The 24143-nt window shown below is 72.8% G+C and carries 23 protein-coding genes; 13 read left to right on the plus strand and 10 right to left on the minus strand.

The window, feature by feature from the left end:
• Nucleotides 1-24: 24 nt before the first annotated feature.
• Both ABD644_RS04070 and ABD644_RS04075 read left to right on the plus strand, forming a co-directional pair.
• Entirely contained in the window at nt 25-978 is a 954-nt protein-coding gene (locus tag ABD644_RS04070) for a hypothetical protein (RefSeq protein ID WP_344687273.1), read from the plus strand.
• A 75-nt stretch (nt 979-1053) separates the two neighbouring features.
• The gene (locus ABD644_RS04075; RefSeq protein ID WP_344687275.1) at nt 1054-1395 is read left to right on the plus strand and encodes a hypothetical protein; all 342 of its coding nucleotides are present in this window, start codon (nt 1054-1056) and stop codon (nt 1393-1395) included.
• Between the two features lie 7 nt (nt 1396-1402).
• Here ABD644_RS04075 and ABD644_RS04080 read toward each other — a convergent pair whose 3' ends face one another.
• Nucleotides 1403-2356, minus strand: coding sequence for a LysR family transcriptional regulator (locus ABD644_RS04080; protein WP_344687276.1), 954 nt, complete (start codon nt 2354-2356; stop codon nt 1403-1405).
• 113 nt (nt 2357-2469) lie between these two features.
• Here ABD644_RS04080 and ABD644_RS04085 point away from each other — a divergent pair, with 113 nt between their 5' ends.
• The 7 genes from ABD644_RS04085 (at nt 2470) to ABD644_RS04115 (ending at nt 9711) form a co-directional block, all read left to right on the plus strand.
• Nucleotides 2470-3357 (plus strand): FAD binding domain-containing protein, encoded by an 888-nt coding sequence (locus tag ABD644_RS04085; protein WP_344687277.1) that lies wholly within the window; start codon nt 2470-2472, stop codon nt 3355-3357.
• A gap of 2 nt (nt 3358-3359) precedes the next feature.
• Complete coding sequence (locus ABD644_RS04090) at nt 3360-3857, plus strand: (2Fe-2S)-binding protein (RefSeq protein WP_344687278.1); 498 nt, start codon at nt 3360-3362, stop codon at nt 3855-3857.
• A complete protein-coding gene (locus ABD644_RS04095) occupies nt 3854-6247 on the plus strand; it encodes an aerobic carbon-monoxide dehydrogenase large subunit (protein ID WP_344687280.1) in 2394 nt (797 codons plus the stop codon). Before ABD644_RS04090 ends, ABD644_RS04095 begins: the two co-directional genes overlap by 4 nt.
• Nucleotides 6248-6336: 89 nt before the next feature.
• Nucleotides 6337-7233, plus strand: a complete 897-nt coding sequence (locus ABD644_RS04100) for an XdhC family protein (protein WP_344687282.1) — start codon at nt 6337-6339, stop codon at nt 7231-7233.
• Between the two features lie 69 nt (nt 7234-7302).
• On the plus strand, nt 7303-8226 hold the full coding sequence (locus ABD644_RS04105) for an AAA family ATPase (protein ID WP_344687283.1): 924 nt from the start codon (nt 7303-7305) through the stop codon (nt 8224-8226).
• Nucleotides 8219-9418 (plus strand): vWA domain-containing protein, encoded by a 1200-nt coding sequence (locus ABD644_RS04110; protein WP_344687284.1) that lies wholly within the window; start codon nt 8219-8221, stop codon nt 9416-9418. The genes ABD644_RS04105 and ABD644_RS04110 overlap by 8 nt, the downstream gene beginning before the upstream one ends.
• A gap of 110 nt (nt 9419-9528) precedes the next feature.
• The gene (locus tag ABD644_RS04115) at nt 9529-9711 is read left to right on the plus strand and encodes a hypothetical protein (protein ID WP_344687285.1); all 183 of its coding nucleotides are present in this window, start codon (nt 9529-9531) and stop codon (nt 9709-9711) included.
• A gap of 1 nt (nt 9712) precedes the next feature.
• On the opposite strand, the gene add is transcribed toward ABD644_RS04115, so the two are convergent.
• From add to ABD644_RS04130, 3 genes are all read right to left on the minus strand, one after another.
• Nucleotides 9713-10690, minus strand: a complete 978-nt coding sequence (gene add, locus ABD644_RS04120; RefSeq protein WP_344687286.1) for an adenosine deaminase — start codon at nt 10688-10690, stop codon at nt 9713-9715.
• A gap of 112 nt (nt 10691-10802) precedes the next feature.
• Complete coding sequence (locus tag ABD644_RS04125; protein ID WP_344687287.1) at nt 10803-11216, minus strand: hypothetical protein; 414 nt, start codon at nt 11214-11216, stop codon at nt 10803-10805.
• Nucleotides 11217-11324: 108 nt separating this feature from the next.
• Nucleotides 11325-12272, minus strand: a complete 948-nt coding sequence (locus tag ABD644_RS04130) for a S1C family serine protease (RefSeq protein WP_344687288.1) — start codon at nt 12270-12272, stop codon at nt 11325-11327.
• Nucleotides 12273-12425: 153 nt separating this feature from the next.
• Between ABD644_RS04130 and ABD644_RS04135 the strand changes: the two genes are divergently transcribed.
• A complete protein-coding gene (locus tag ABD644_RS04135) occupies nt 12426-14369 on the plus strand; it encodes an alpha-amylase family protein (RefSeq protein WP_344687289.1) in 1944 nt (647 codons plus the stop codon).
• Nucleotides 14370-14538: 169 nt separating this feature from the next.
• On the opposite strand, the gene ABD644_RS04140 is transcribed toward ABD644_RS04135, so the two are convergent.
• Both ABD644_RS04140 and ABD644_RS04145 read right to left on the minus strand, forming a co-directional pair.
• Nucleotides 14539-15570, minus strand: a complete 1032-nt coding sequence (locus tag ABD644_RS04140) for a leucine-rich repeat domain-containing protein (protein WP_344687290.1) — start codon at nt 15568-15570, stop codon at nt 14539-14541.
• Between the two features lie 319 nt (nt 15571-15889).
• Nucleotides 15890-16579 (minus strand): hypothetical protein, encoded by a 690-nt coding sequence (locus ABD644_RS04145; protein ID WP_344687291.1) that lies wholly within the window; start codon nt 16577-16579, stop codon nt 15890-15892.
• Between the two features lie 1207 nt (nt 16580-17786).
• Here ABD644_RS04145 and ABD644_RS04150 point away from each other — a divergent pair.
• Nucleotides 17787-18062 carry a hypothetical protein gene (locus tag ABD644_RS04150; protein WP_344687292.1) on the plus strand — a complete coding sequence of 92 codons (276 nt, stop codon included), beginning with the start codon at nt 17787-17789 and terminating at the stop codon, nt 18060-18062.
• 34 nt (nt 18063-18096) lie between these two features.
• Here ABD644_RS04150 and ABD644_RS04155 read toward each other — a convergent pair whose 3' ends face one another.
• Nucleotides 18097-18615 (minus strand): DinB family protein, encoded by a 519-nt coding sequence (locus ABD644_RS04155; RefSeq protein ID WP_344687293.1) that lies wholly within the window; start codon nt 18613-18615, stop codon nt 18097-18099.
• Nucleotides 18616-18709: 94 nt separating this feature from the next.
• On the opposite strand from ABD644_RS04155, the gene ABD644_RS04160 reads away from it, so the two are divergent.
• Nucleotides 18710-19669 (plus strand): helix-turn-helix transcriptional regulator, encoded by a 960-nt coding sequence (locus ABD644_RS04160; protein WP_344687294.1) that lies wholly within the window; start codon nt 18710-18712, stop codon nt 19667-19669.
• On the opposite strand, the gene ABD644_RS04165 is transcribed toward ABD644_RS04160, so the two are convergent.
• Complete coding sequence (locus tag ABD644_RS04165; RefSeq protein WP_344687295.1) at nt 19647-20129, minus strand: nitroreductase/quinone reductase family protein; 483 nt, start codon at nt 20127-20129, stop codon at nt 19647-19649. The two genes, ABD644_RS04160 and ABD644_RS04165, sit on opposite strands and share 23 nt — an antisense overlap.
• A 74-nt stretch (nt 20130-20203) precedes the next feature.
• Nucleotides 20204-21133: a GGDEF domain-containing protein gene (locus ABD644_RS04170; RefSeq protein ID WP_344687297.1), complete on the minus strand. Its 930-nt coding sequence runs from the start codon at nt 21131-21133 to the stop codon at nt 20204-20206.
• 376 nt (nt 21134-21509) lie between these two features.
• On the opposite strand from ABD644_RS04170, the gene ABD644_RS04175 reads away from it, so the two are divergent.
• A complete protein-coding gene (locus ABD644_RS04175) occupies nt 21510-22676 on the plus strand; it encodes a carboxylate-amine ligase (protein ID WP_344687298.1) in 1167 nt (388 codons plus the stop codon).
• Between the two features lie 6 nt (nt 22677-22682).
• Here ABD644_RS04175 and ABD644_RS04180 read toward each other — a convergent pair whose 3' ends face one another.
• Nucleotides 22683-24107, minus strand: a complete 1425-nt coding sequence (locus tag ABD644_RS04180) for an NAD(P)/FAD-dependent oxidoreductase (RefSeq protein ID WP_344687299.1) — start codon at nt 24105-24107, stop codon at nt 22683-22685.
• Nucleotides 24108-24143: the final 36 nt, after the last annotated feature.

A 24143-nucleotide genomic window follows, 5' to 3' on the forward strand; every position in this document is an offset into this window, starting at 1 on the left:
GTTCGTCGCAGTCGAGGGAGGCGCATGGAGCTGGACGAGGTGGCCGACGAGCTGTACGCGGTGCCGCCCGACGAGTTCATGGCCCTGCGCACGGCCCGCCAGGAGGACGCACGTGCGGCCGGTGACCGGGCGCTGGTCAAGGCGATCGGTGGACTGCCGAAGCCGTCGACGGCCGCGTGGGTGTGCAACCTGCTCGTGCGCGAGAAGCGGCCGGAGGTCGAGGGCCTGATCGAGCTCGGTCAGCTGCTCCGCGAGGCCCAGGAGAAGCTCTCCGGGGAGGAGATGCGCGCGCTCAACGCGCAGCGGACGAAGCTGATCTCCGCGCTCACCCGGCAGGCCGTCGGCCTCGCCCGGGATCACGGTCACCGGGTGAGCACCTCGATCGCCGACCAGGTCGAGGACACGCTCCGCGCGGCGCTGGCCGACCCGGAGGCGGGGGCGGCGCTGCTCTCCGGCCGGCTCACCTCCGGGATGTCCTACAGCGGCCTCGGGACGGCGACGGCGCGGCCGGACCTGCGGCTGGTGCCGACGCCCAAACCCGAGAAGCGACCGGAGCCGACGGCCGCCCCCCGGAAGCCGGCCGGGCGCACCGAGGCCACGGAGTCGGCCGCCGAGCGCCGTGAGCGGGAACGCGCGGAGCGGCGGAAGGCGGCGGAGGAGAAGCGCCGTCGCGAGCTCGACGACGCCCAGCGGGTCGCCGAGGAGGCCCGGGCCGCCGTCGAGGAGGCGAAGGCCGCGGCGGAGGAACAGCACCGGGACGCCGAGGAGCAGGAGGCGCGGCACGCGGAGCTGCGGGCCCGGGTGGACGAGCTCGCCGACCAGCTGGCCGACGCCGAGCGGGCCGAGGCGGAGGCCGCCGTCGTCCTCAAGCGCGCGCAGCGGCGCACCGCGGCGGCCGACCGCGAGGTCGCCGACGCCGACGAGGCCCTCGACCGTGCACTCGCCCGCGTGCAGGCACTTGCCGACGCGGAGGACTGATCTCCCGCTTGCCCGACGCGACGGGCGGGTCGACACTCCCGACCACACACCTTCCCGGCGATGCGGAGGACGACCGTGAGCACACCACGGACCGAGGGCACCTCACCCGACCACTCCCGCAGCGGGGACGACGTCGCCGAGGCCATCGGAGTGGCCGAGCGCGGCAGCGCCGTCGAGGAGGTGCACGACCAGGGCGCCGAGGCGAAGTCCGGGCAGGCGCCGGTCGAGCAGGCCGTAGGTGATGCCGAGATGACCGAAGGGCAGGTCGTGCTCGGCGAGGGGGAGTCGGGGCGTCACCGGTCCGCCGGACTGGACCCGGAGGCGGGCAGCTCGGGGGCAGCCCAGTCGGCCCCGGGTGCCCGGGTGTCGGACCGGATCGCGGCCGGGGAGACGACGCCGGAACCCGGTTCGGACTAGGTCGGCCTCAGCTCCACAGCTCCACGCGCACCGTGGGGCGGGCCCGCGCCGGGCGCTGCGGGCGTGACAGCAGGGCCGTGGTGGCATCCGGCGTGGTGAGGAAGCGCTGCAAGGCGCGCGCGGCGCTCGGTGCCCGACCCCCGCCCGCCACGGTGGCCCACCACATCCCGGGCACCGGGGTGCCCTCGACCGGCAGGCGGACCAGGACGCCGCGGGCGACATCGTCCCGCACCGCGTGCTCCAGGGCGAGCAGCACGCCCTCCCCGCGGCGCGCGGCGGTCAGCGCCTCGCCCTCGCTGTCCCGCGCGTCCACCTCCGGCGGCCCGTCGAGCGCCGACGCCCAGCGCTCCTCCGCGCTGCCCGGCTCGATCCCGGCGGGCCCGGCCAGCCACCGGTGGCCGGCGAGGTCGCCGGCGGACAGGGAGGGCCGGGCGGCGAGCGGGTGCCCCGGGGCGGCGACGAGCACCCGGCGGAAGCGGAGGAACGGCACCGCCTCCAGCAGGTGACCCGGCGACGGGGTGGGGCGCAGGCCGAGCACGATGTCGGCCTCGTCCTCGGCGAGCGCGGCGGCCGCGCAGTCGGCCGAACCCACGGTCAGGTCCACCGCGGCGCGGGGCACCCGGCGGGTGAACGCCTCGACCACCGCGCCGGCCACGTGCTCGGCACAGGCCGCCGTCGCGAGCACCCGGAGCCGGCCGGTCGACGTCGCGTGCGCCACCTCCCGCCGGGTGCGCTCGGCCAGCCGCACCAATTCGCGGGCGCGGGAGGCCAGCGCGCGGCCGCCGGGGGTCAGGGCGATGCCCGAACCCGTCTTGCGGAACAGGGGATCGCCGAGGTCGGTGCGCAGCGCCGCGACGGCGGCCGACACCGCGGGCTCGCTGACGCCGAGGGCGGCCGCGGCAGCGCGCAGCGAGCCCAGCTCGGCCACGAGCGCAAACGTTCTGAGCTGGGTGAACGTCATCGCATGGCCTCATAACCAGTTGGTTATCAGGATGTTGACAGTGACCTGGGTCACGGGCAAGGGTCGCGCCACCTGGGCCCCAGAATCGGGGCCCACCGGTGAGGAGGTGCCCCGTGCAGGTACCGGCTCCGTTCGAGTACGTGCGGGCGACCAGTGTGGGCAACGCGCTCGAACTGCTCGAACGCCACGGTCCCGAGTCCCGCGTCATCGCCGGCGGGCACAGCCTGCTGCCGATGATGAAGCTGCGGCTGGCCCGGCCCGAGTGGCTGATCGACATCAACGACGTCGCCGAACTGCGGCACATCACCGAGGAGCCCGACCAGTTGCGCGTCGGCGCGCTGACCCGGCACGCCGCGCTGCTGGACTCCGACGTCGTCGGCCGGCTGTTCCCGATCGTGCAGGACGCCGAGCGGGTGATCGCCGACCCGGTGGTGCGCAACCGCGGCACGATCGGCGGCTCGCTGGGCCAGGCCGACCCCGCCGAGGACCTGACCACCGTGTGCGACGTCCTCCGCGCCCAGGTGGTCATCGCCGGCCCGGGTGGTGAGCGGGTCGTCGACATGGCCGACTTCCACCGCGGCCCGTACGAGACCGCCTGCGAGCAGCACGAACTCCTCGTCGAGGTCCGCTTCCCGATCCGGCCGCGCATGGGCAGCGCGTACGAGAAGGTCGAGCGCCGCGTGGGCGACTGGGCGGTCGGTGCCGCCGGCGCCGCCCTCTGGATGGCCGAGGACGGCACCGTCGCCGACGCCACGATCGGCCTCACCGCCCTCGGGCTCGAGGGGCTGGCCACCGAGGCCGCCGCCGTCCTGGTCGGGCAGCGGCCGAGCGAGGACCTCTTCGCCGAGGCCGCCGCGCTGGCCGCACGGGCGAGCTCCCCGATCGAGGACCAGCGCGGCCCGGTCGACTACAAGCGGCACCTCGCCGACGAACTCACCCGCCGCGTCCTCGGTCGTGCACTCGACCGCGCGGCCCACCCCACCGCCGTCCAGGGAGGCTGACGATGCAGGTCACGATGACCGTCAACGGGACCGAGGTCACCCGCGACGTCGAACCCCGGCTCCTGCTCGTGCACTTCCTGCGCGAGACGCTCGGGCTCACCGGCACCCACTGGGGCTGCGACACCAGCAACTGCGGCACCTGCGTCGTCCTCGTCGACGGCGAGCCGGTGAAGTCGTGCACCGCCCTGGCGGCCATGACCGCGGGCCACGAGGTGCGCACCGTCGAGGGCATGGCCACCGGGGCCACGCTCGACCCCGTGCAGCAGGGCTTCATGGAGGAGCACGGCCTCCAGTGCGGCTTCTGCACCCCGGGGATGATGCTCACCGCCCGCGCGCTGCTCGACCGCAATCCGAACCCCGACGAGACCGAGATCCGCGAGGCCATCTCCGGCCAGATCTGCCGCTGCACGGGCTACGCCACCATCGTCCGCTCGGTCCAGTGGGCCGCCGCCCACCCGGCCACCGAGAGCAACGCAGCCTCCGAGGAGGTGCCGGCATGACCGCCGTCGAGGAACGTCCCGCCAACCCGTCGGCGACCGCAGCCGACCGGCCGATCGGGTTCGGCCGCATCCAGCGCAAGGAGGACCCGCGGTTCGTCCGCGGGAAGGGCCACTACCTCGACGACTTCGTGCTGCCCGGCATGCTGCACGGCGCGATCCTGCGCTCGCCGATGGCGCACGCCCGGCTGGTCTCCATCGACACGACCGAGGCGCTGGCCCACCCGAAGGTGCACGCGGTCATCACGGGCAAGGACCTCGAGGGCCTCAACCTGGCCTGGGCGCCGACGCTGTCCGCCGACGTCCAGGCCGTGCTGGCCACCGACAAGGTGCGCTTCCAGGGCCAGGAGGTCGCCTTCGTCATCGCCGACGACCGGTACTCCGCACGCGACGCGCTCGAGCTGATCGACGTCGAGTACGAGGACCTCCCGCCGGTCGTCGACGCCCGCCGGGCCCTCGACCCCGGTGCCCCGGTCATCCGCGACGACAAGGAGGGGCAGACCGACAACCACATCTTCGACTGGGAGGCCGGCGACGCCGCCGAGACCGACGCGGTGTTCGCCACCGCCGACGTCGTCGTCAAGCAGGAGATGGTCTACCCACGGGTGCACCCCGCGCCCATGGAGACCTGCGGCGCGATCGCCGACTACGAGCCGATCGACGGCAAGCTGACCCTCTACGAGACCACCCAGGCGCCGCACGCGCACCGCACCCTGTTCGCGATGGTGGCCGGCATCCCGGAGCACAAGATCCGGATCATCAGCCCCGACATCGGCGGCGGCTTCGGCAACAAGGTCGGCATCTACCCCGGCTACATCCTGGCCGTGGTGGGCTCGATCGTGACCGGCAAGCCGGTGAAGTGGGTCGAGGACCGCTCCGAGAACCTGATGAGCACCTCGTTCGCCCGCGACTACATCATGACCGGCGAGGTGGCGGCGACGAAGGAAGGCAAGATCCTCGCCGTCCGCACGAACGTGCTGGCCGACCACGGGGCGTTCAACGCCACCGCGCAGCCGACCAAGTACCCGGCCGGCTTCTTCCACATCTTCACCGGCAGCTACGACCTGCAGGCCGCGCACTGCAAGGTCACCGGCGTCTACACGAACAAGGCGCCCGGCGGCGTGGCCTACGCCTGCTCCTTCCGGGTCACCGAGGCGGTGTACCTGGTCGAGCGGATGGTCGACATCCTGGCCGCGAAGCTGGAGATGGACCCGGCCGAGCTGCGGCTGAAGAACTTCATCCGCCCCGAGCAGTTCCCCTACGCCAACAAGACCGGCTGGGAGTACGACTCGGGCGACTACGAGCCCACCATGCGGCTGTCCATGCAGATGGCCGGCTACGACGAGCTGCGCCGCGAGCAGGCCGAGAAGCGGGCCCGCGGCGAGCTCATGGGCATCGGCGTCGCCTTCTTCACCGAGACCGTCGGCGCCGGGCCGCGCAAGCACATGGACATCGTCGGCCTCGGCATGGCCGACGGCGCCGAGGTGCGGGTGCACCCCACCGGCAAGGCCGTCGTCCGGCTCTCGGTGCAGAGCCAGGGCCAGGGCCACGAGACGACGTTCGCCCAGATCGTCGCCGAGGAGCTCGGCATCCCGCCCGAGGACATCGACGTCGTGCACGGCGACACCGACCAGACGCCGTTCGGGCTGGGCACCTACGGCAGCCGGTCCACGCCGGTCAGCGGGGCGGCGGTCGCGCTCACCGCGCGCAAGATCAAGGACAAGGCGCGGGCCATCGCGGCGGCGATGCTCGAGACGCGTCCCGAGGACCTCGAGTGGGAGAAGGGCCGCTGGTACGTCAAGGGCGACCCGAGCGTGGGCAAGACGATCCAGGAGATCGCGCTGGGCGCCCACGGCACGGTCGCCCTGCCGGAGGGGATCGACGGCAACCTCGACGCCGAGGTCTGCTACGACCCGCCGAACCTGACGTTCCCCTTCGGTGCCTACATCTGCGTCGTCGACATCGACAAGGGCACCGGCAAGGTGCACGTCCGCCGGTTCATCGCGGTGGACGACTGCGGCACCCGGATCAACCCGATGATCATCGAGGGCCAGGTGCACGGTGGCCTGACCGACGGCGTGGGCATGGCGCTCATGGAGTTCATCGGCTTCGACGAGCAGGGCAACTGCCTCGGCGGGTCGTTCATGGACTACCTGATCCCGACCGCCATGGAGGTGCCCGACTGGGAGACCGGGCACACGGTCACCCCGTCGCCGCACCACCCGATCGGCGCGAAGGGGATCGGGGAGTCGGCGACGGTGGGTTCGCCGCCGGCGGTGGTCAACGCTGTCGTTGACGCGCTCGCCCCGTTCGGCATCCACCACATGGACATGCCCTGCACCCCGGCCCGGGTGTGGGAGGCCATGCAAGGTCGCCCGACCCCGCCCATCTGAGAAAGGACCCCGCTGCCCCCCACCACTCGCACGCTCGCGGCGGGTCCCTGCAGCGGGGCCGAACCGCCCATCGGAATCGAGGTTTGCCCTTGACGGTCACGGACACCGCCGCCGAACTCGCCCGCAGCCGGGAGCCCTACGTCCAGGCCACCGTGGTGCGGGCGCAGAAGCCGACCAGCGCGCACGCCGGCGACACGGCCCTGGTGCGCGCCGACGGCCGGATCGACGGGTTCGTCGGCGGCACCTGCGCCGAGGCCTCGGTGCGCGAGTACGGGCTGATGACGCTGTCGACCAACGAGCCGCTGCTGCTACGGATCGTGCCCGGCGAGGCGACCCCGCAGACCAGCGAGGAGGGGGCGGTCACGGTCGCCAACCCGTGCCTGTCCGGCGGCTCGGTCGAGATCTTCCTCGAGCCGCGGGTGCCCGCCCCGCGGATGCTCGTCGTCGGCGACAGCCCGATCGCCGAGGCCCTCGCGCGGCTGGGCCGGCCGCTCGGCTACGACGTCGAGCTCGTCTCCGGCCAGGACGCCGCCCCGCACGCCGACGACGCCGCGGTGGTCGTGGCCTCGCACGGGCGCGGGGAGGAGCCGGCGCTGTCCGCGGCGCTGCGGCTGGGCGTGCCCTACGTCGGGCTGATCGCCAGCCGGATCCGCGGGGCGGCGGTGCTCTCCGCGCTCGACGTCCCCGACGACCAGCGGGCCAGGGTGCACAGCCCCGCCGGCCTGGACATCGGCGGGCGCACCGCGGCGGAGATCGCGCTCTCGGTGCTCGCCGAGATCGTCCAGGAGCGGCGGTCGGCCGAGCGCCACGCGGCACCGTCGCCGACCGCACCCGAGCGCGCCGTCGACCCCGTCTGCGGCATGACGGTCGCGGCCGTCGACAGCTCGCCGCAGGCCACGGTCGACGGCGTCACCACCTGGTTCTGCTGCGACGGCTGCCGCACCGCCTTCCTCGCCGACCCGGCCCGGTATGCCCCCGCTCCCTGACCAGCTTTCTGTACCGAAAGCTGCGCGTGGCACCGCAGCTTTCGGTACAGAAAGCTGGGAGACGGCGTCGTGACGGCGGCGGCGCGGACGGGCGCGGAGGAGGAGGTCCGGGCGCGGCTCCCGGACGTCGCGGCGCTCGCCGAGGCCCTCGACGCCGTCGACTACCTGGCCGACCCGGGCCTGGCGACGGCGATGTTCCTCGCCGTCCGGCTGCCCCAGCCGCTGCTGCTCGAGGGCGAGCCCGGCGTGGGCAAGACGGAGGCGGCCAAGGCGCTCGCGCGCGTGCTCGACACGCCGCTCTACCGCCTGCAGTGCTTCGAGGGGATCGACGCCGCCGAGGCCCTCTACGAGTGGAACCACCCCCGGCAGCTGCTCGGCATCCGGCTGGCCGAGGCCCGCGGGGCGCCGCTGGACGAGGACGACCTGTTCGGTCCCGACTACCTGCTCCGCCGGCCGCTGCTGCAGGCCATCGAGCACCGGGGGCCCCGGCCGGCGGTCCTGCTGCTCGACGAGATCGACCGCGCCGACGCGGAGTTCGAGGCCTTCACCTTCGAGGTGCTGGCCGAGGCGGCGGTGACCGTGCCGGAGCTCGGCACCATCCGGGCGGCCCACCCGCCGGTCGTCGTCCTCACCTCGAACCGGACCCGGGAGCTGCACGACGCGCTGACCCGGCGCTGCCTCTACCACTGGATCGACTACCCGGCACCGGAGCGGGTCGCCGAGATCGTGCGGCGGCGCGTGCCCGGCAGCGCCGAACCGCTCGCGGTGGCGGCCGCCGCGGCGGTGGGCCGGCTGCGCTCCCTCGACATGGCCAAGCCGCCGGGCATCGCCGAGGTCATCGACTGGGTGGCCGCGCTGTCGATCCTCGGCGTCGAGCGCCTGGACACCGCCGCCGTCGAGGCGAGCTGGGGGTCGGTGCTGAAGAACCGCGACGACCAGGAGCTGGCCCGCACCCGGGGCGCGGCGTGGCTGGCCGACGCCGGGCATGGCTGACACCCGTATCCCTCCCGTCGCCGCGGGGCCGCTCGCCGTCGGCCTCACCACGGCGCTGCACCGGGCCGGTCTGCCCACGACGCCCGAACGGGCCGCCGGGCTCGCCCGCGCGCTCCAGCTCGTGCCGGCGGTCGACCGCGCGGCGCTGTACTGGACCTGCCGGGTCGCGCTGGTCACCGACCGTGCCCAGCTGCCCGTCTTCGACGCCGTCTTCTCCGCGGTGTTCGACGGGATGCTCGACGCGGCCGACAACCGCGGCGACCCGACCGCGCCGCCGCCGATCGGCAGCGAGCCACGCACCCGCCCGGTGCCGCCGGACTCTCGCCCCAGCACGCCCGGCGCGTCCCAGGGGACGCCGGGCACGGCCGGTGGGGACGACGGCGGCGAGGAGGGTGAGCGCGAGGTGCTGCTCGCCGCCGCGTCGGCGGAGGAGCGGCTGCACTCGACCTCGTTCGCCGACCTGACCCCCGAGGAGCTCGGGCAGGTGCGCGAGCTGGTCCGCCGGCTGGTGCTGAGCACGCCGGAGCGCCGCAGCCGGCGCACCCGCCCGACCCGTCGGTCGGGTGACCGGCTCGACCTGCGGCGAACGGTCCGGGCGGCCCATCGCTCCGGGGGTGATCCGGCCCGGCTGGTGCACGCCCAGCGGCGCTGGCAACCCCGGCGGCTGGTGCTGCTCTGCGACGTCTCCGGCTCGATGGAGCCCTACACCCGGGTCTACCTGACCCTGCTGCAGGGGGCGGTCGCCGGTGCGCACGCCGAGGCGTTCGTCTTCTCCACCCGGCTGACCCGGCTGACCCGGCAGCTGGCGCTCCGCGACACCGACCAGGCGCTGGCCCGCGCGGCGGAGGCGGCTCCGGACTGGGCCGGTGGCACGCGGCTGGCCGAGGGCATCGGGCAGTTCGTGAGCGGCCACGGACGGCGGGGGCTGGCGCGGGGCGCCGTCGTCGTCGTGCTCTCCGACGGCTGGGCGCAGGACGATCCGGAGGAGGTCGCCGAGGCCATGCGCCGGCTGCACCGCCTGGCCCACCGCATCGTGTGGGTCAACCCACGCAAGGCCGCGCCGGGCTACGCGCCGCTGGTGGGCGGGATGGCCGCGGCCCTGCCGTACTGCGACGCGTTCGTCAGCGGGCACAGCTACGCCGCGCTGGAGCAGGTCGTCGAGGCGGTGCGGGAGGACGTCAGGCGCCGGTGACGGTTGGGACGGAACACGCTCACGCCGGACATTTCGGCGTTCCCGAAACGTCATACCCGGTGAATAGCGTGCGGGCTGTCCGGAGGAACGCACCGCGTCAGGAGGTCGCCATGAGCCCGACCGTCACCAGCCTCGAGCAGATCGACCTCGACATCTCCCTCGCGTTCGTGGCGCTCGGCGTCGCCCGCAGCGCCTACGCCCGGTGCCCGTCGGGGGAGAACGCCGGCGCCGTCGACGACGCCGAGCGGGCCGTGAACCAACTGCTCGACGCGCGCCTCGACACCCGGCGGTAGGTCACCGCGCGCGCCAGGCCGCCACCTCGGCCAGCCGGCTGGCGCGGTCGTCGTCGTCGATGAAGGCGGCCTCGAAGGAGTTGGCCGCCAGCACGGCGAGGTCGTCGTCGGTCATGCCCAGCGCCGTCCGCAGGGCGGCGACGTTGGCGTCGATGCCGCCGCCGAAGTACGCCGGGTCGTCGCTGTTCACGGTGACGACGAGGTCCAGCTCCAGCATCCGGGGCAGCGGGTGCTCCTCGATGCGCGGGACGCCCTTGAGGGCGACGTTCGACAGCGGGCACACCGTCAGCGGCACGCGCTCGTCGCGCAGCCTCGCGACCAGATCCGGGTCCTCCAGCGCCCGGTTGCCGTGGTCGATCCGCTCGACGCCGAGCTCGTCCAGCGCCTCACGCACGTACTCCGGGCCGCCCTCCTCGCCGGCGTGTGCCACCCGGTGCAGGCCCTCCGCGGCCGCGATCTCGTACGCCGCCCGGAACAGGCGGGGCGGGTAGCCGACCTCGGCCGAGTCCAGGCCCACGCCGATGAAGTGCTCGCGGAACGGCAGCGCCTGCCGCAGCAGGTCCTCGGCCGCGTCGCCGCCGAGGTCGCGGAGGAAGCACACGATCAGGTCCGCGGACACCGGCGCCTCGGCCAGCGCCGCGGACAGGCCGCCGAACATCACCTCCAGCGGGACCCCGTTGCGCAGGTGGGTCTGCGGATCGCAGAAGATCTCCGCCCGCCGCACCCCGGCGGCCGCGGCCCGCGCCAGGTACGCCGCGGCCAGGTCGTGGAAGTCCTGTTCCGTCCTCAGCACCGCCAGGTTGGCGTAGTAGACGTCGAGGAACGCCTGCAGGTCGGCGAAGTCGGCGTACCGGGCGGTCAGCTCCGTCGGGTCGTAGCTCGGCAGCGGCACCCCGTTGCGCCGGGCCAGCGTCACCAGCAGGTCGGCCTCGAGCGTGCCCTCGATGTGCAGGTGGAGTTCGGCGAGCGGCAGGGTCACCCCGTGATCATGGCGCGAGAACCACCGTTCGGCCCGGAACAGCTGTTCCGGCGCCATGATCGCGGCGGGGGACTGGCGTCTTGATCGCGGCGGGGGAGTGGGGCGGAGGGGACTACGACAACCGCCTGGACTGGATGATGGCCCGGCGTCCGGCCAGGACGAGTGCGGCCCCGGAGAGCAGATGCAGCGCCGTGGTGACCGTCGTCGCCCCGGACGCCGAGCGCCGGCCCCAGGTGACCGGCTCGACCACGGTGCCGACGAGGCAGACGGATCCGATGCCCAGGCAGACCTGCGCCGGCAGCGTGGCGCCTGGATGCGATCTCAGTGCGGCGATCACCGCTGCCACCGGCATGGGCCAGGGTGCCATCGTGCCCGAGCCCAGCCCGACGATCTCGTGCGTGGAGACCTTTCCCGGTGGCCGCCAGCCGAGTGGTTCGCCGGGAACGTCTTCGCGCACGCCCACCACCGCGCCGTACGCCGCGGTCACGGAGAACAGCGCGCTCGCGGCCAGCATCGGCAGATCCACGGCAGACCAACCCCCTCCCGTTGTCAGCAGTCGTAGTCGCGACTGGCGCGACGCCCGCATGGTGCCAGCGGCGCCGCATGGCGGGAAGCTCCTCAGGGCGTCCCGGACTCAGCCGCCGGTGAGCTCCGTCGGCACCGCGATCACGTCGACCATCGCGCCGCGCCGGTGCACGGTCAGCGGCAGCGGCCGGCCGATGGCCTCGGCGAACAGCAGCCGCTGCAGGCTCTGCGCGTCGGCCACCGGGCGGCGGCCCGCCTCGAGCACCAGGTCGCCGGCCTTGAGTCCCGAGCGGTCCGCCGGGGCACCCGGGACGACGTCGACGATGCGCAGCCCGCGGCGGCGTCCGGTGCGCTCGACCAGCGGCACCGGCAGGGGAGCGGGCGTGCTCACCAGCCCGAGGTAGGCCCGGCGCACGCGGCCGTCGGCGACCAGCGACCCGATGATGCGGCGGCTGGTGTCGTTGATCGGTACGGCGAGCCCGAGGCCCCACCCGGCGACGGCGGTGTTGATCCCGACCACCCGCGACGACGAGTCGGCCAGCGCGCCACCGGAGTTGCCCGGGTTGAGCGCGGCGTCGGTCTGGATGACGTCCTCGACGACGCGGGCCGTGCGGCCGTCGCGGGTGGGCAGCGACCGGCCGAGCCCGCTGACCACGCCCGCGGTCACCGAGCCGGCCAGGCCCAGCGGGTTGCCGACGGCGACGACGAGCTGGCCGACCCGCAGCGTGGTGGCGTCGCCGAGCACGGCCGGCTCGGGCGTCGCCGTGCGCGCCCGCACCACCGCCAGGTCGGACAGCGGATCGGCGCCCACCACGTCCACGGCCGACTCGGTGCCGTCGCTGAACACCGCCACCCCCGAGCGGGCCCGCGCCACCACGTGCGCGTTGGTCAGCAGCAGCCCGTCGCCGGTGAACACGACGGCCGAGCCGGCGCCCCCGCGCCCGCCGGGGCCGGTGACCTGCAGGGCGGCCACGTGCGGGGTGAGGTCGCCGGCAACGGCGGTGACGATGCGGGAGTAGGCGTCGAGCGGCGTCTCGGTGTCCGGTTCCTGGGGCATCGCCCGGCCCTCCTGATTACGCGCTTACACGCACCAGTGAACGCCCCCGCGCCCCTCGTCGGGGCCGATCACGCCGTGGGCGAACAGCGGGCGCTACCCCGATACTGGGCCGATGATCACGGGAGGACGGCGCTGACCGGCCCGGCGGACCTGATGTGGGCCGCCCTCGCCCCGCGCCTCGCGGCCGACGCGACCGCCGCGCTGGGGCACGCGGAGGCCGATGCCTTCCTCGCACGCGTCGAGGTCGCGCTCGACGACGTCCACGGCCCGCTGGCGCTGCTCTACGGCGGCGGCGACGAGGCGGTGGTGGCGGAGCTGTTCGAGCGCGCCGTCCGGATCGCGCTGGCCGCGGCCGCGGAGCGGCCGGACGAGCTGCGGCGGCTCGACCGGCGCCGCGAGATCGACCCCGGCTGGTTCCAGCGCCCGTCGATGCAGGGGTACGTCTGCTACGTCGACCGGTTCTGCGGCACCCTCGACGCGCTGCCGGAGCGGCTGGACTACCTCGCCGAGCTGGGCACCACCTACCTGCACCTCATGCCGCTGCTGCATCCCCGGCCGGGGGAGAACGACGGCGGGTACGCGGTGATGGACTACCGCTCGGTCGACCCCCGCCTGGGCACGATGACCGACCTGGAGGACGTCGCCGGCGCGCTGCACGGGCGTGGCATGAGCCTGTGCATCGACCTGGTGCTCAACCACACCGCCCGCGAGCACCCGTGGGCGCAGGCCTGGCTGGCCGGCGACCCCGCCTTCGCGGACTTCTACACGGCCTTCCCCGACCGGCAGATGCCCGACGCGTACGACGCGACCATCCCCGAGGTCTTCCCCGACCGCGCACCGGGCTCGTTCAGCTGGGTGCCCGAGGCGTGCGGCGGCGCCGGCGGCTGGGTCTGGACGACGTTCTGGCCCTACCAGTGGGACCTCGACTACACCAACCCCGCCGTCCCGCTGGCGATGCTCGGCGAGATCACCTGGCTGGCCAACCGGGGCGTCGACGTCTTCCGCATGGACGCCGTCCCGTTCATGTGGAAGCGCCTGGGCACCGCCTGCCAGAACCAACCCGAGGGGCACAGCGTGCTGCAGCTGCTGCACGCGCTGACCCGGCTGGCCGCGCCGGGCGTCGTCTTCAAGGCCGAGGCGATCGTCTCGCCGGAGGACCTGGTGCCCTACCTCGGGGCGCACGAGCGCTACCGGCCCGAGTGCGAGCTGGCCTACAACAACCAGCTCATGGTCATGCTCTGGAGCAGCCTGGCCACCGGCGACGCGCGCCTGGCGGCGCAGTCGCTGGGCCGCATGCAGCCGATCCCGCCGTCGACCTCGTGGGTCACCTACGTGCGGGGGCACGACGACATCGGCTGGGCGGTCAGCGACACCGACGCCGCCGTGGTCGGCGCCGACGGCTTCGCCCACCGCCGGTTCCTCAACGACTTCTTCAGCGGGCGCTTCCCCGGCTCGTTCGCGCGGGGGGCGCTGTTCCAGGAGAACGAGGCGACCGGCGACGCACGCATCTCCGGCTCCGCCGCGTCGCTGTGCGGCATCGAGGACGCCCTGCAGCGGGGGGACGACGACGCGCTCGCCCGCGCCGTGCGGCGCCTGGTGCTGCTGCACTCGGTGGCCTACGCGTTCGGCGGGATCCCGCTGCTCTACATGGGCGACGAGCTCGGGCTGCGCAACGACACCGGCTACCTGACCGACCCCGCCCGCGCGCCGGACAACCGGTGGATGCACCGGCCGCCGATGGACTGGGCCGCGGCCGAGCACCGGCACGACCCGGCCGCCCTCGAGGGACAGGTGTTCGGCTGGCTGCGCCGGCTGGGCGAGGTGCGGCGGTCGCTGCCGGCGCTGCACGGCGGGGCGGAGACCGGGGTGCTCGACGTCGGCAACCCGCACGTTCTCGCGTGGCGGCGCCGGCACCCGCGCACCGGCACCTTCGTGGGGCTGGCCAACTTCAGCGGCGCGGCCCAGCTCGTCGACGCCGACACGGTGACCGGGTTCGGCACCTTCGAGCCGGTCCTGGCCGGCGACGGGCGACCGGAGTTCCGGGCCGACAAGCTGCTGCTGCCCGGGCTGGGCTTCGCCTGGTTCGCCGAACCCTGACAGGCGCCCCGCACGTCGGTGGGGCGGTTCCGGTACGCGCCGTGGAGACGCTTCCGCAGAAGCGCCGTCGAGGGAAACGGCGTGACGGCGCTTCCGCGGAAGCGTGTGCGTCGACTGTCTCCAAGCGGCCCACTTAGCGACACTCTTAGCGTCGATTGGACCCATGCGATCAATTCGCCGGCGGCCAAGGGTGCCCGCCGTAGCTTCCGCTGATTCGCAGGGCATCGCGGACTGCGAGGTTCTTCCGGTCACTGCCGAGGCCGATATGCACCTGAGTGAGGGTGGGGTGGCCGACGAGTACCGCGACGTCTTCCGGTTGCAGGTGCTCCATCTCGATCAGCGAGAGCAACCGCAGTGCCGGGGCGTCGCGGAGCGGACCAAGATCGCTCAGGCCACGCATGTGTTCAAGAGTCACCTTCGCCAGCGATTGGGCGTCCACAAGCGGGGGGAGTCGATCCACTCCCCGCAGCTTTGAGAGGTACGCGTCCTCGAGCTTCGGCAGCCGCGCGAGCGGACTGACGTCGTCCAGGCCGCGGACGAGCCAAGCGGAGAACCGGCGCAACGACGACAGCTCCGCCAGGGGTCCGAGGTCGCCGCAACCGCCGACCGCGAGAGTGAGGTCTTCAAGGTAGGACAGCCCGATCAGCGGGGTCAGGTCGGCCGATGCGTTCCGCAGGCGCAGTGTCCGAAGGTGGGGCAGGTGACCGAGGCCGTCGAGGATCTTGACGTTCCCGAGATGGAGCTTCGTGACGGGCAATCCGCGGACCGAGTCGGGAAGTCGTCGGATGCCGCTGAGACCAAGGGTGTCAAGGCTGCGGAAGCGCGCGAGGGCGTCGAGATCGTTCGGCTGAGGCAGCCGGCAGTCGATGATGAGAGAGCGCAGCGAGTCCGGCAGAAAGGCCAGGCCGGAGGCGTCGGTGACCTCACTGTCGACAGTCAGCGCGGTGAGGCGCGGGTAGGCCCGGAGGAAGTCGAGAGTCGCCGGTAGCCCGGCATACACGCGCAGCTCCGCGTCGGGATGCTCGGCGAACCAGGTCCCGAGAAGCTCGTGCTCGCCCATCGACAGCAGGCTGCCTAACTGCACGACACAGCGCCCATGCGGCAGTGAACGCAACTCCCGCGGATGCAAGGGGGAACTGACCTCAATCCGTGCCGGATAGGCGCTGGACCCTTCTGCCACCGTGATCACGGGCATGACCACGCCCCGGGCGCTGAGGGGACCCAGTCGTCGCGCCGCTCACTGGAGAGGGTTGTCGTGCGCACGGGCAGCAGGTTAGACAGCGGTACAACCACGCTGACCTCTGCTGCTCCGTCCAAGCGCGGGCTTCCCAGAGCCGCCCTATGTCCCCTTAGCGGCCCACTCAGGGACACTGCGACGGCGCTAGCTGGGGCTGTGACGCCCTCGTGTGCGGGCATGCCGCTCGAACGATTCATCGGCGATCGGCTCGCCGGGCGTCAGACAATCGGTCGACTTGAGCCCTGGCCGGGTCGCTCGCCACGCGACACCGAGACGAGTGGGTTCAAAGCCTTGATCGCGTCGCCCACAGACGGAGCCAGATCACTCCCGGCAGCATCAGTCCAAGAGCCATCACCGCAACTGCAATGAAGGACCATGTCCCCCAACCCACTGTGGCGCCGTAGAAAAGCACTTCGGCAACTGTTACCGCGGCGGGGCCAAGAACCAACAATACGAACCGCATGACAATTAATAGGACCTCCGCATTCACTCCGTCATCCCCCGTGACGGCATCAAGTCTGTCAGCAGGACCGTGTAGCACCATATTCGCCGGATACAGGGCATTGGCCCAGTCGTTCTCAGCCAACCTTGGGTAGGCGGCTTTCAGCGCCAGCTCGAACTTTCCTTCAGTCAGATAGAGGACGTAAACGATACCTGCGATGTTGCCAAACTGATACGCGGTCACGAGGGGGATCACCGCTAGCAGCGGACCTACATCGTCTAGACGCAGAGAAAAAAATGTCAGCCCGGCCGTGACATTCGAGAAGGACAAGGCGAATACGAAACCCAAGGTGACGACGATCAAGAGAGATCGTCGAAGAGCCGTCTCCGTCTCTCGAATATTGGTCAGCAGTTCCTTTATATAATCCTTTGCGTATCCCTTATAGTGATCATCGAGAGAGAATGGGTTTTCCCACTCTTGTGAACCTGATGCCGTCTCCGGCTCCGCAGTCTCATCCGTCGCCACTGTCATCCCTTTCCGTGCATCTCCGTTACGCCCGATGGCGTAGCTGTGGGCAACTCACCAACGCGTAGCCGAGGGAACTGGCCGCCTCGCATGGAGCCAGAAGTCGCACTACGTCACAGGTCCATCACCCGCAGGTCCGTCACGCTGGCTCTGCTTAGTATCCGATGTCATCTGCTGCGCCCGACGAACCTCGGACCAGGCGGCCATATCCGCCTCCAGGATGGCGTTCAGCCCTACCATGCCTGCGTCGGCGAGAGAGTTCGCGTCCTCTCCGCCAGCCCGGCGCATCTCTACCTGACGACGAAGCGTCTGGAGATCGCTAGCAACAAGCGTTCGTTGGACCCACAACTCTCGATGCCGAAAAATGCCCGTCCCACGCCGTCGCGATGGCGATCTCGCGGCGAGGCCCGTACTGATCACACCTAGGCCTGCCTCCCCGGACACAGCTGTGACGGCCCCCGCGACGGCGATGCCGCCGTTGGCTGCGGCGACACCCACAACAACCTTGCTTGCCCGAGACTTGACAATCAATCGCGCTCGGACGAACTCCTGCTCGAAATGGTCGAGGTAATGGAACAAGATCTCGATCTTCGAGCTGCGCGGTGGCGGATGCTTGGGGGGACGGATACCTGACGCGGTCTCAGGCGTGTCGCGCTTCCAGGGCCACCTCGGCATGGTGCGGAGCGTAGATGTCCGCGCCAGCCCTTGGCTGGAATGCGGCTGGAGACACCGAGCGTCAGAACACGTTGGTCGCTGGGCGGCTGTCGGCAGAGCGCGCCGAGCTCAATGCCCGAGAAGTGCGGGCATCGACCGTGGGCACCGCGTACGCAGATGTCATGGACCTAGCGGCTTGGCCCTGACTACAGGGTCAACGGTAGGTAGCGGAGATCATCTCGTGGCCTGAGTGGCCCACTGAGGGCCGCCGCGATTTACTGCAAATCGCGCTTCCCGAGCTCTCAGGAGCACTACCCGTTGAAGTCGCTCCAGACGTCTGCGCAGCCCGCCGTAAAGTCCTCCTCGTCTTTGACTGTCTGCTGGAACGAACCTAAGATGCCGTAGTCGTGAACTCGCTGACAGCAGCTCGATTGCGTCCCGAGGTCCGGTGAAGGCGGCCTGTTCAGAAACTTCGTCCCTTCCTGAACGCCGAAGCGGTAAGTCTTCGCCACATTGTCCGCATTTCTCGCATCCGCATTGGATAGCGCGGCTGGGCGAGGTGCGGCGATCGCTGCCGGCGCTGCACGGCGGGGCGGAGACGGGGGTGCTCGACGTCGGCAACCCGCACGTCCTCGCGTGGCGGCGCCGGCACCCGCGCACCGGCACCTTCGTGGGGCTGGCCAACTTCAGCGGCGCGGCCCAGCTCGTCGACGCCGACACCGTGACCGGGTACGGCACCTTCGAGCCCGTGCTGGCCGGCGATGGGCGACCGGAGTTCCGGGCCGACAAGCTGCTGCTGCCCGGGCTCGGATTCGCCTGGTTCGCCGAGCCCTGACGAGCGCATCGGCGTCCGGTGCAGCGTGAGCTGGTCAGCCCATCGACTTCTGGCCGTCGAGGGACTCCCGGAGGATGTCGGCGTGGCCGGCGTGCTGGGCGGTCTCGGCCACGATGTGCAGGAACACCCGGCGGGCGGACCGGCGCGCGCCGGGCGGGAACCACGGGGCCTCGGGCAGCGGGTGCGACGCGTCGAGGTCGGGCAGGGTGCGCACCAGGTCGTCGGTGCGCGCGGCCACCTCGGCGTAGCGGGCGAGCACGCCGTCGAGCGTCTCGTCGGGCAGCAGCCGGAAGGCGTCGGCCCACGTCTCGTACCCGGACGGGTCGGCCGGCGGGGCCACGGCCGCGGGGCCCTCCACCACGAACCGGGCCCAGTTCTGCTCGGTCAGCGCCACGTGCTTGATCAGCCCGCCGAGGGTCAGCTCGCTGGCCGTCGTCCGCTGCCGCGCCTGCTCGTCGGTCAGGCCCTGCACGGTGAACCGCAGGAGGTGGCGGTGGGTGGCCAGGGCCTCGAGCAGGTCGGCGCGCTCGGCGGTGAGGGTCGTGCTGGTCATCGGAGGGCTCCTCGGGGAGTTCCTGATCGGACGATGTCCACGCTAGGAGCGATCGGTGCCAGATCCTGACCGCAATGAGCGAGAATCTGAATCCGTGGCCGACACGAGCAACCGCACGCTCCGCCTGCTCTCCCTCCTGCAGGCCCGCCGGTTCTGGTCCGGCGGCGACCTGGCCGGCCGGCTCGACGTCTCGCTGCGCACCCTGCGCCGCGACATCGACCGGCTGCGCGACCTCGGCTACCCGGTGGAGGCCCGGCCGGGTGTCGACGGCGGCTACTCGCTGGCGCCCGGCGCGGCACTGCCGCCGCTCGTGCTCGACGACGACGAGGCCGTCGCGCTGGCCGTGGGCCTGCAGGCCGCCGCGCAGGCACCGGTCGCCGGCATGGCCGAATCGTCGGTGCAGGCGCTGGCCAAGGTCGTGCAGGTGATGCCCGCGCGGCTGCGGCGACGGGTGGACGCGCTGCGGGAGGTCACCGTGCCGGCCGGGTGGGGGAGCGCGGCGCCGTCGGTCGACCCGTCGGTGCTGACCTCCGTGGCCCTGGCCTGCCGCGACGCCGAGCGCCTGCGGTTCGCCTACACCGATGCCTCCGGCGCGGACAGCGAGCGTCTGGTCGAGCCGTTCCGCCTGGTCCCGGCCGGCCGCCGCTGGTACCTGGTCGCCTACGACGTCGACCGGGGCGACTGGCGCAGCTTCCGGCTCGACCGGTTGAGCCGGCCCACCGGGACGGGCGCCCGCTTCGCACCCCGCACCCTCCCGGCCGAGGACGCCGCCGCGTTCGTCCGGGCCGGGATCGTCGCCGCAGTCCCGACCGTGCGGGTGCAGGCGCGGGTGCACGCCCCAGCCGACGACGTCCGCCAGCGGATCGGCCGCTGGGCCGCCGTCGAGGAGCTCGGCACGGACAGCTGCCGGGTGACCATGGCCGCGGAGAACCTCGACTGGGCGGTGTTCGCGCTGGGGGTCACCGGCGCCGAGATCGACGAGGTCGCCCCGGCGGAACTGCTCGAGCAGCTCGGTGAGTGGGGCGCCCGGTTCACCGCGGCGGTGAACCGCTGACGGGGACCAGGCGGAGCAGCGGGATGACCCGGTCGGTCCGTTCCCGGTAGCGGGCGTAGTCCGGGGCGGTGGCGAGGACCCGAGGCCACCAGGACTCCCGCTCGTCGGCGGACATCTCCTCGGCGCGCACCCGCAGCCGGCGGCCCTCGACGTCCACCAGCGCCTCGGGATACGCGGTCAGGTTGAGGTACCACGCGGGCTGCGTCGGCATGCCGCTGTTCGCGGCGACCACGACCATGTCCCGCCCGTCCGGGAAGTACTGGACGACGACGGTGCGCGGCCGGCCGCTCTTCCGTCCGGTCGTGGTCAGCACCAGAGCCCGCCGACGCCAGAAGCGGACGGCGCGCCCGTGCGTGCGGCGCAGCAGCCAGGCGCCGAACCGCACCGAGTGCCGGTCCACCGCGTTCTCGAACCGAGTGGCCAGCCGCACCCGCGGCGACCCCGGCGTCCTGTCGCCCACGCTGCCGACGCTAGGGGCGGCCCGCGTGCCCGGGCAGGGGAGGAGGTCCGCCCCGGCAGGGCCCGACGGCCGCCTCAGCCCGCGCGGCTGCGGCGCTTGTGCTCGTAGAGGGCCGCGTCGGCCCGGGAGAGCATCGTCGACAGCGTGTCGCCCTCGACCGCGGTCGCCGTCCCGACCGACCACCGGAACGGATGGCTGGCGTCCAGCCGGGCCAGGATCTCCGCCGTCCCGGCCGCGTCGGTGCCCGGCAGGCACAGCACGAATTCGTCGCCGCCGTAGCGGCCGAGCAGGTCGGACTGCCGCAGTTCCCCCGACCAGCGGGCGGTCAGGTCGCGGAGCAGCTCGTCGCCGGCCTCGTGGCCCGACTGGTCGTTGACCTCCTTGAAGTGGTCGAGGTCGAGCAGGGCCACGGTCACCGGCTCCCCGGTGCGGCGGGTGTGGGCGAGGACCCGGGTCGCCTCGGCCTCCCAGGCGCGGCGGTTGGCCAGCCCGGTCAGCGGATCGGTGGTCGCCGCCCGGCGCAGCTGCTCGGCCAACCGCCCCTGGATCTCGGTGAGGAACGCGGCGGTCACGACGGCGACGAGCCAGAACACGAGGAACCGGTCCGGGCGCGCGAGGGCGGCACCGGTGCTGGCCAGCGCGATGATCGCGGCCGCGTGCAGCCTCGCCGTGATCAGCGGCAGGAACCAGCCCGCGTACAGGCACAGGGTGATGACGATCGGCCCGAGCGCGACCACGCCCACGCGGGTCATCGACTGCGAGGCCAGCAGGGCGACCAGCACCGCGGCGAGCAGCAGCGCGGCGTGCACCTCGGCGTCGCTCAGCCGGGCACTGCGCCACCAGATCACCCCGGCCAGGACCACGCCCACGACGCCGATGAACAGGCCGAGGACCACGGGGGAGTCGGCGCGGATCGGCCAGGCGGCGTTGATGAGGCTGAACGCGCCGCTCACGCCGTAGAGCAGGGCCAGCAGCGCCGCCCGCATCGGCCGTTCCCTCACCATGTGCCTCCCGCCCGGTGCCGCCGCCCCCGTGGCCTGCTCCGACAAGCATCGCCGGTCCATGTCGTCGAGGGACGCATCATGGGGTGCGAATGCCCCATTGGGGCGGAAGATGTCCCGCACCAGCCCGGGTTTCGTCGCCGAGGCGCGCTCGGGTGGGCCGGCGCGGCCGCCCGCGTCCGTGCCCGGCGGGGGTGCGTCGGCAGGCCGCAGGCCTTACCGTCAGCGGACGGCTGATCGTCAGTCGACCCGGCGTCCGGGGTGGCCGGGGGAGCCGTCGCGGCCCCTCCCTCCTGCACAGGAGCGCGCGTGGACCGTCCCCCGGTTGGTGTCGCACCTCCGGCCCGGCGGCCTCGTCGCGACGTGGACTGACCCGGCCATGGGGTCCCTCGAGCGCGCCGGCCAGGTCCTGGGCGAACCCCTGCCCGCACCGCGTCCCGCCGAGGCCGGAGCGACCTTCGGGATCGAGGAGGAGTACCACCTCGTCGATCCGGTGACACTGGAGCTCACGCCCAGCGCGGAGCTGATCACGTCGGTCCTGCGCCAGGAGCTCGGGCCGCGCATCCACGCGGAGATCGCCACCACGCAGCTCGAGGCGGTTTCGGGGATCTGCTCGTCGCTGGATGACCTCCGCGCCGAACTCGTCGCCGCGCGCTCCGACGCCACCGCGGCGGCGGCCCGTGCCGGGGTCGCCGTCCTGCCCGCCTCGACCCACCCCTTCGGCGGCTGGCGGCAGCAGGTGATCACGGCCGCCCCCCGGTACGAGGCGATGGTCGAACGGTGGGCCGGGCTGGCCACCCAGCAGGACATCTGCGGCTGCCACGTGCACGTCGGCGTGCCCGACCTGGAGACGGCCGTGGCGGTGATGGACCGGGCGCGTCCGTACCTCGCGGTGCTGCAGGCCATGACCGGCAGCTCCCCGTTCCACGACGGGATCGACACGGGATACGACAGCTTCCGCACGATCTGGTGGTCGCGGTGGCCGACCACGGGCCCCCCGGAGCAGCTCGGCGGCGCTGCGCGGTTCGCCGAGGTCGTCGAGGGCCTCGTCGCCTCCGGCGTCATCGCCGACGGCTCGCACCTCTACTGGGACGTGCGCCCCTCCTACCACCTCCCGACGCTGGAGTTCCGCCTCGCCGACGTGTGCACCGACCTCGACGACGCCGTCCTGCACGCCGGGATCGTGCGGTCGCTCGTGCGGGTGCTCGTGGCCCGGGCCGAGGCCGGCGTGCCCGCCCCCCAGCCGCGGCCCGAGATGCTCCGGGCGGCGCGCTGGCGTGCCGCCCGGCACGGGATCGCCGGTCAGCTGTTCGACCCGCTGCTCGGCACGCTGGTCGATGCGCGCCTGGCCGTGCGCCGGCTGCTGGCCGAGCTCGAGGCCGACCTCCGGGACCACGACGAGTGGGCGGAGGTCGACGACCTCGTCGGCCGGCTGTTCAGCCGGGGCACCTCGGCGATGCGGCAGCGCGCGACCTGGCGGCGCACGGGGGACCAGCGACAGGTCGCCGAGGCGATCATCCGCGAGGGCTCACCCGCCCGGGGCTGATCCCTGTCAGGCGGACTGGCGGCCCGTGGCGTCCTCGCCGATCGGGATGTCCTTGGGCCCGCCGGTCTTGGAGGCCTCGAACGTCGGCGGGAGGTGCTCCAGCGCGAGCCGGCCGAAGATCTGCTGCTGGGTGGCCACCCGCTGGGAACGGCCGCGGCCGAGGAAGCTGACCGCCCAGTGCAGCACGGTCGTGATCCGGCTCTTGAAGCCCACGATGTAGAAGAGGTGGACCACCAGCCACATCAGCCAGGCGATGAAGCCGGAGAACTTGAGCTTGCCCAGGTCGGCGACCGCGGAGAACCGCGAGATCGTCGCCATCGACCCCTTGTCGAAATACTTGAAGGGGCCCTGGGGCGCCTTGCCGGCCAGCCGCCGCTTGATCGCCGTCGCGGCGTACCGGCCGCCCTGGATCGCGACCTGCGCGACACCCGGCAGCTTGTCCAGCGACATCATGTCGCCCACCACGTGCACCTCGGGGTGCCCGGGCAGTGTGAGGTCGGGCAGCACGGCCACCCGCCCGGCGCGGTCGACCTCGGCGCCGGACTGCTCGCCGAGCATCCGGGCCAGGGGGCTGGCCTGCACGCCGGCCGCCCAGATCTTGGTGGCTGCCGGGATCCGGCGGACCTGGCCGTCGGCGTCCTTGACCTCGAGGCCGTCGGCGTCGACGTCGGTGACCATCGCGCCGAGCTGCACCTCGACACCGATCTCGTTGAGCTGCCGGCGGGCCCGGCCGCCGAGCTTGTCGCCGAAGGACGGCAGCACGTAGGGGGCGGCGTCGAGGAGCACGATCCGCGCGGTGGTGGGGTCGATCCGGCGGAAGTCGCGGCGCAGCGTCCGGTGAGCGAGCTCGGCGATCTGGCCGGCCATCTCCACGCCGGTCGGGCCGGCGCCGACGACCACGAAGGTCATCAGCCGGTCGATCTCGGCCTGGTCGGTGGCCAGCTCCGCCAGCTCGAAGGCCCCGAAGATCCGGCCGCGCAGCTCGAGGGCGTCGTCGATGCTCTTCATGCCGGGGGCGAACTCGGCGAACCGGTCGTTGCCGAAGTAGGACTGCCCGGCGCCGGCGGCCACGATCAGCTCGTCGTACTCGTAGACCGCCACTCGACCGAGCACGGTCGAGGTGACCGTGCGGGCGGCGAGGTCGATGTCGGTGACCTCACCGAGCACCACCCGGGTGTTCTCGTGCCGGCGCACGATCTCGCGCGTCGACGGGGCGATCTCGCCCTCGGAGAGGATGCCGGTCGCCACCTGGTAGAGCAGCGGCTGGAACAGGTGGTGGCTGGTCTTGCCGATCAGCGTGATGTCGACGTCGGCCCGGCGCAGCGCCTGGGCGGCGAACAACCCGCCGAAGCCGGACCCGATGATCACCACGCGCGGTCGGCCGTTCGAGGGGTTGCTCCGGGTCGTGCCAGGCGCCGGGGACGTGGTCATGGTGATCCGTTCCTCCCATCCGGGCCGAGTGGCCGG

Origin of the sequence: Blastococcus jejuensis, assembly GCF_039534705.1 — a bacterium.
GTDB classification, from domain to species: domain Bacteria; phylum Actinomycetota; class Actinomycetes; order Mycobacteriales; family Geodermatophilaceae; genus Blastococcus_B; species Blastococcus_B jejuensis.

What these genes read in the sequence shown, in the direction of transcription:
- ABD644_RS04115 (WP_344687285.1), top strand. Translation starts at nt 9,529, where the DNA reads ATGAGCCCGACCGTCACCAGCCTCGAGCAGATCGACCTCGACATCTCC.
- ABD644_RS04135 (WP_344687289.1), top strand. Translation starts at nt 12,426, where the DNA reads ATGTGGGCCGCCCTCGCCCCGCGCCTCGCGGCCGACGCGACCGCCGCG.
- ABD644_RS04080 (WP_344687276.1), bottom strand. Translation starts at nt 2,356, where the DNA reads ATGACGTTCACCCAGCTCAGAACGTTTGCGCTCGTGGCCGAGCTGGGC.
- ABD644_RS04180 (WP_344687299.1), bottom strand. Translation starts at nt 24,107, where the DNA reads ATGACCACGTCCCCGGCGCCTGGCACGACCCGGAGCAACCCCTCGAAC.
- ABD644_RS04110 (WP_344687284.1), top strand. Translation starts at nt 8,219, where the DNA reads ATGGCTGACACCCGTATCCCTCCCGTCGCCGCGGGGCCGCTCGCCGTC.
- ABD644_RS04070 (WP_344687273.1), top strand. Translation starts at nt 25, where the DNA reads ATGGAGCTGGACGAGGTGGCCGACGAGCTGTACGCGGTGCCGCCCGAC.
- ABD644_RS04175 (WP_344687298.1), top strand. Translation starts at nt 21,510, where the DNA reads ATGGGGTCCCTCGAGCGCGCCGGCCAGGTCCTGGGCGAACCCCTGCCC.
- ABD644_RS04095 (WP_344687280.1), top strand. Translation starts at nt 3,854, where the DNA reads ATGACCGCCGTCGAGGAACGTCCCGCCAACCCGTCGGCGACCGCAGCC.
- ABD644_RS04145 (WP_344687291.1), bottom strand. Translation starts at nt 16,579, where the DNA reads ATGACAGTGGCGACGGATGAGACTGCGGAGCCGGAGACGGCATCAGGT.
- ABD644_RS04130 (WP_344687288.1), bottom strand. Translation starts at nt 12,272, where the DNA reads ATGCCCCAGGAACCGGACACCGAGACGCCGCTCGACGCCTACTCCCGC.
- ABD644_RS04170 (WP_344687297.1), bottom strand. Translation starts at nt 21,133, where the DNA reads ATGGTGAGGGAACGGCCGATGCGGGCGGCGCTGCTGGCCCTGCTCTAC.
- ABD644_RS04090 (WP_344687278.1), top strand. Translation starts at nt 3,360, where the DNA reads ATGCAGGTCACGATGACCGTCAACGGGACCGAGGTCACCCGCGACGTC.
- ABD644_RS04155 (WP_344687293.1), bottom strand. Translation starts at nt 18,615, where the DNA reads ATGACCAGCACGACCCTCACCGCCGAGCGCGCCGACCTGCTCGAGGCC.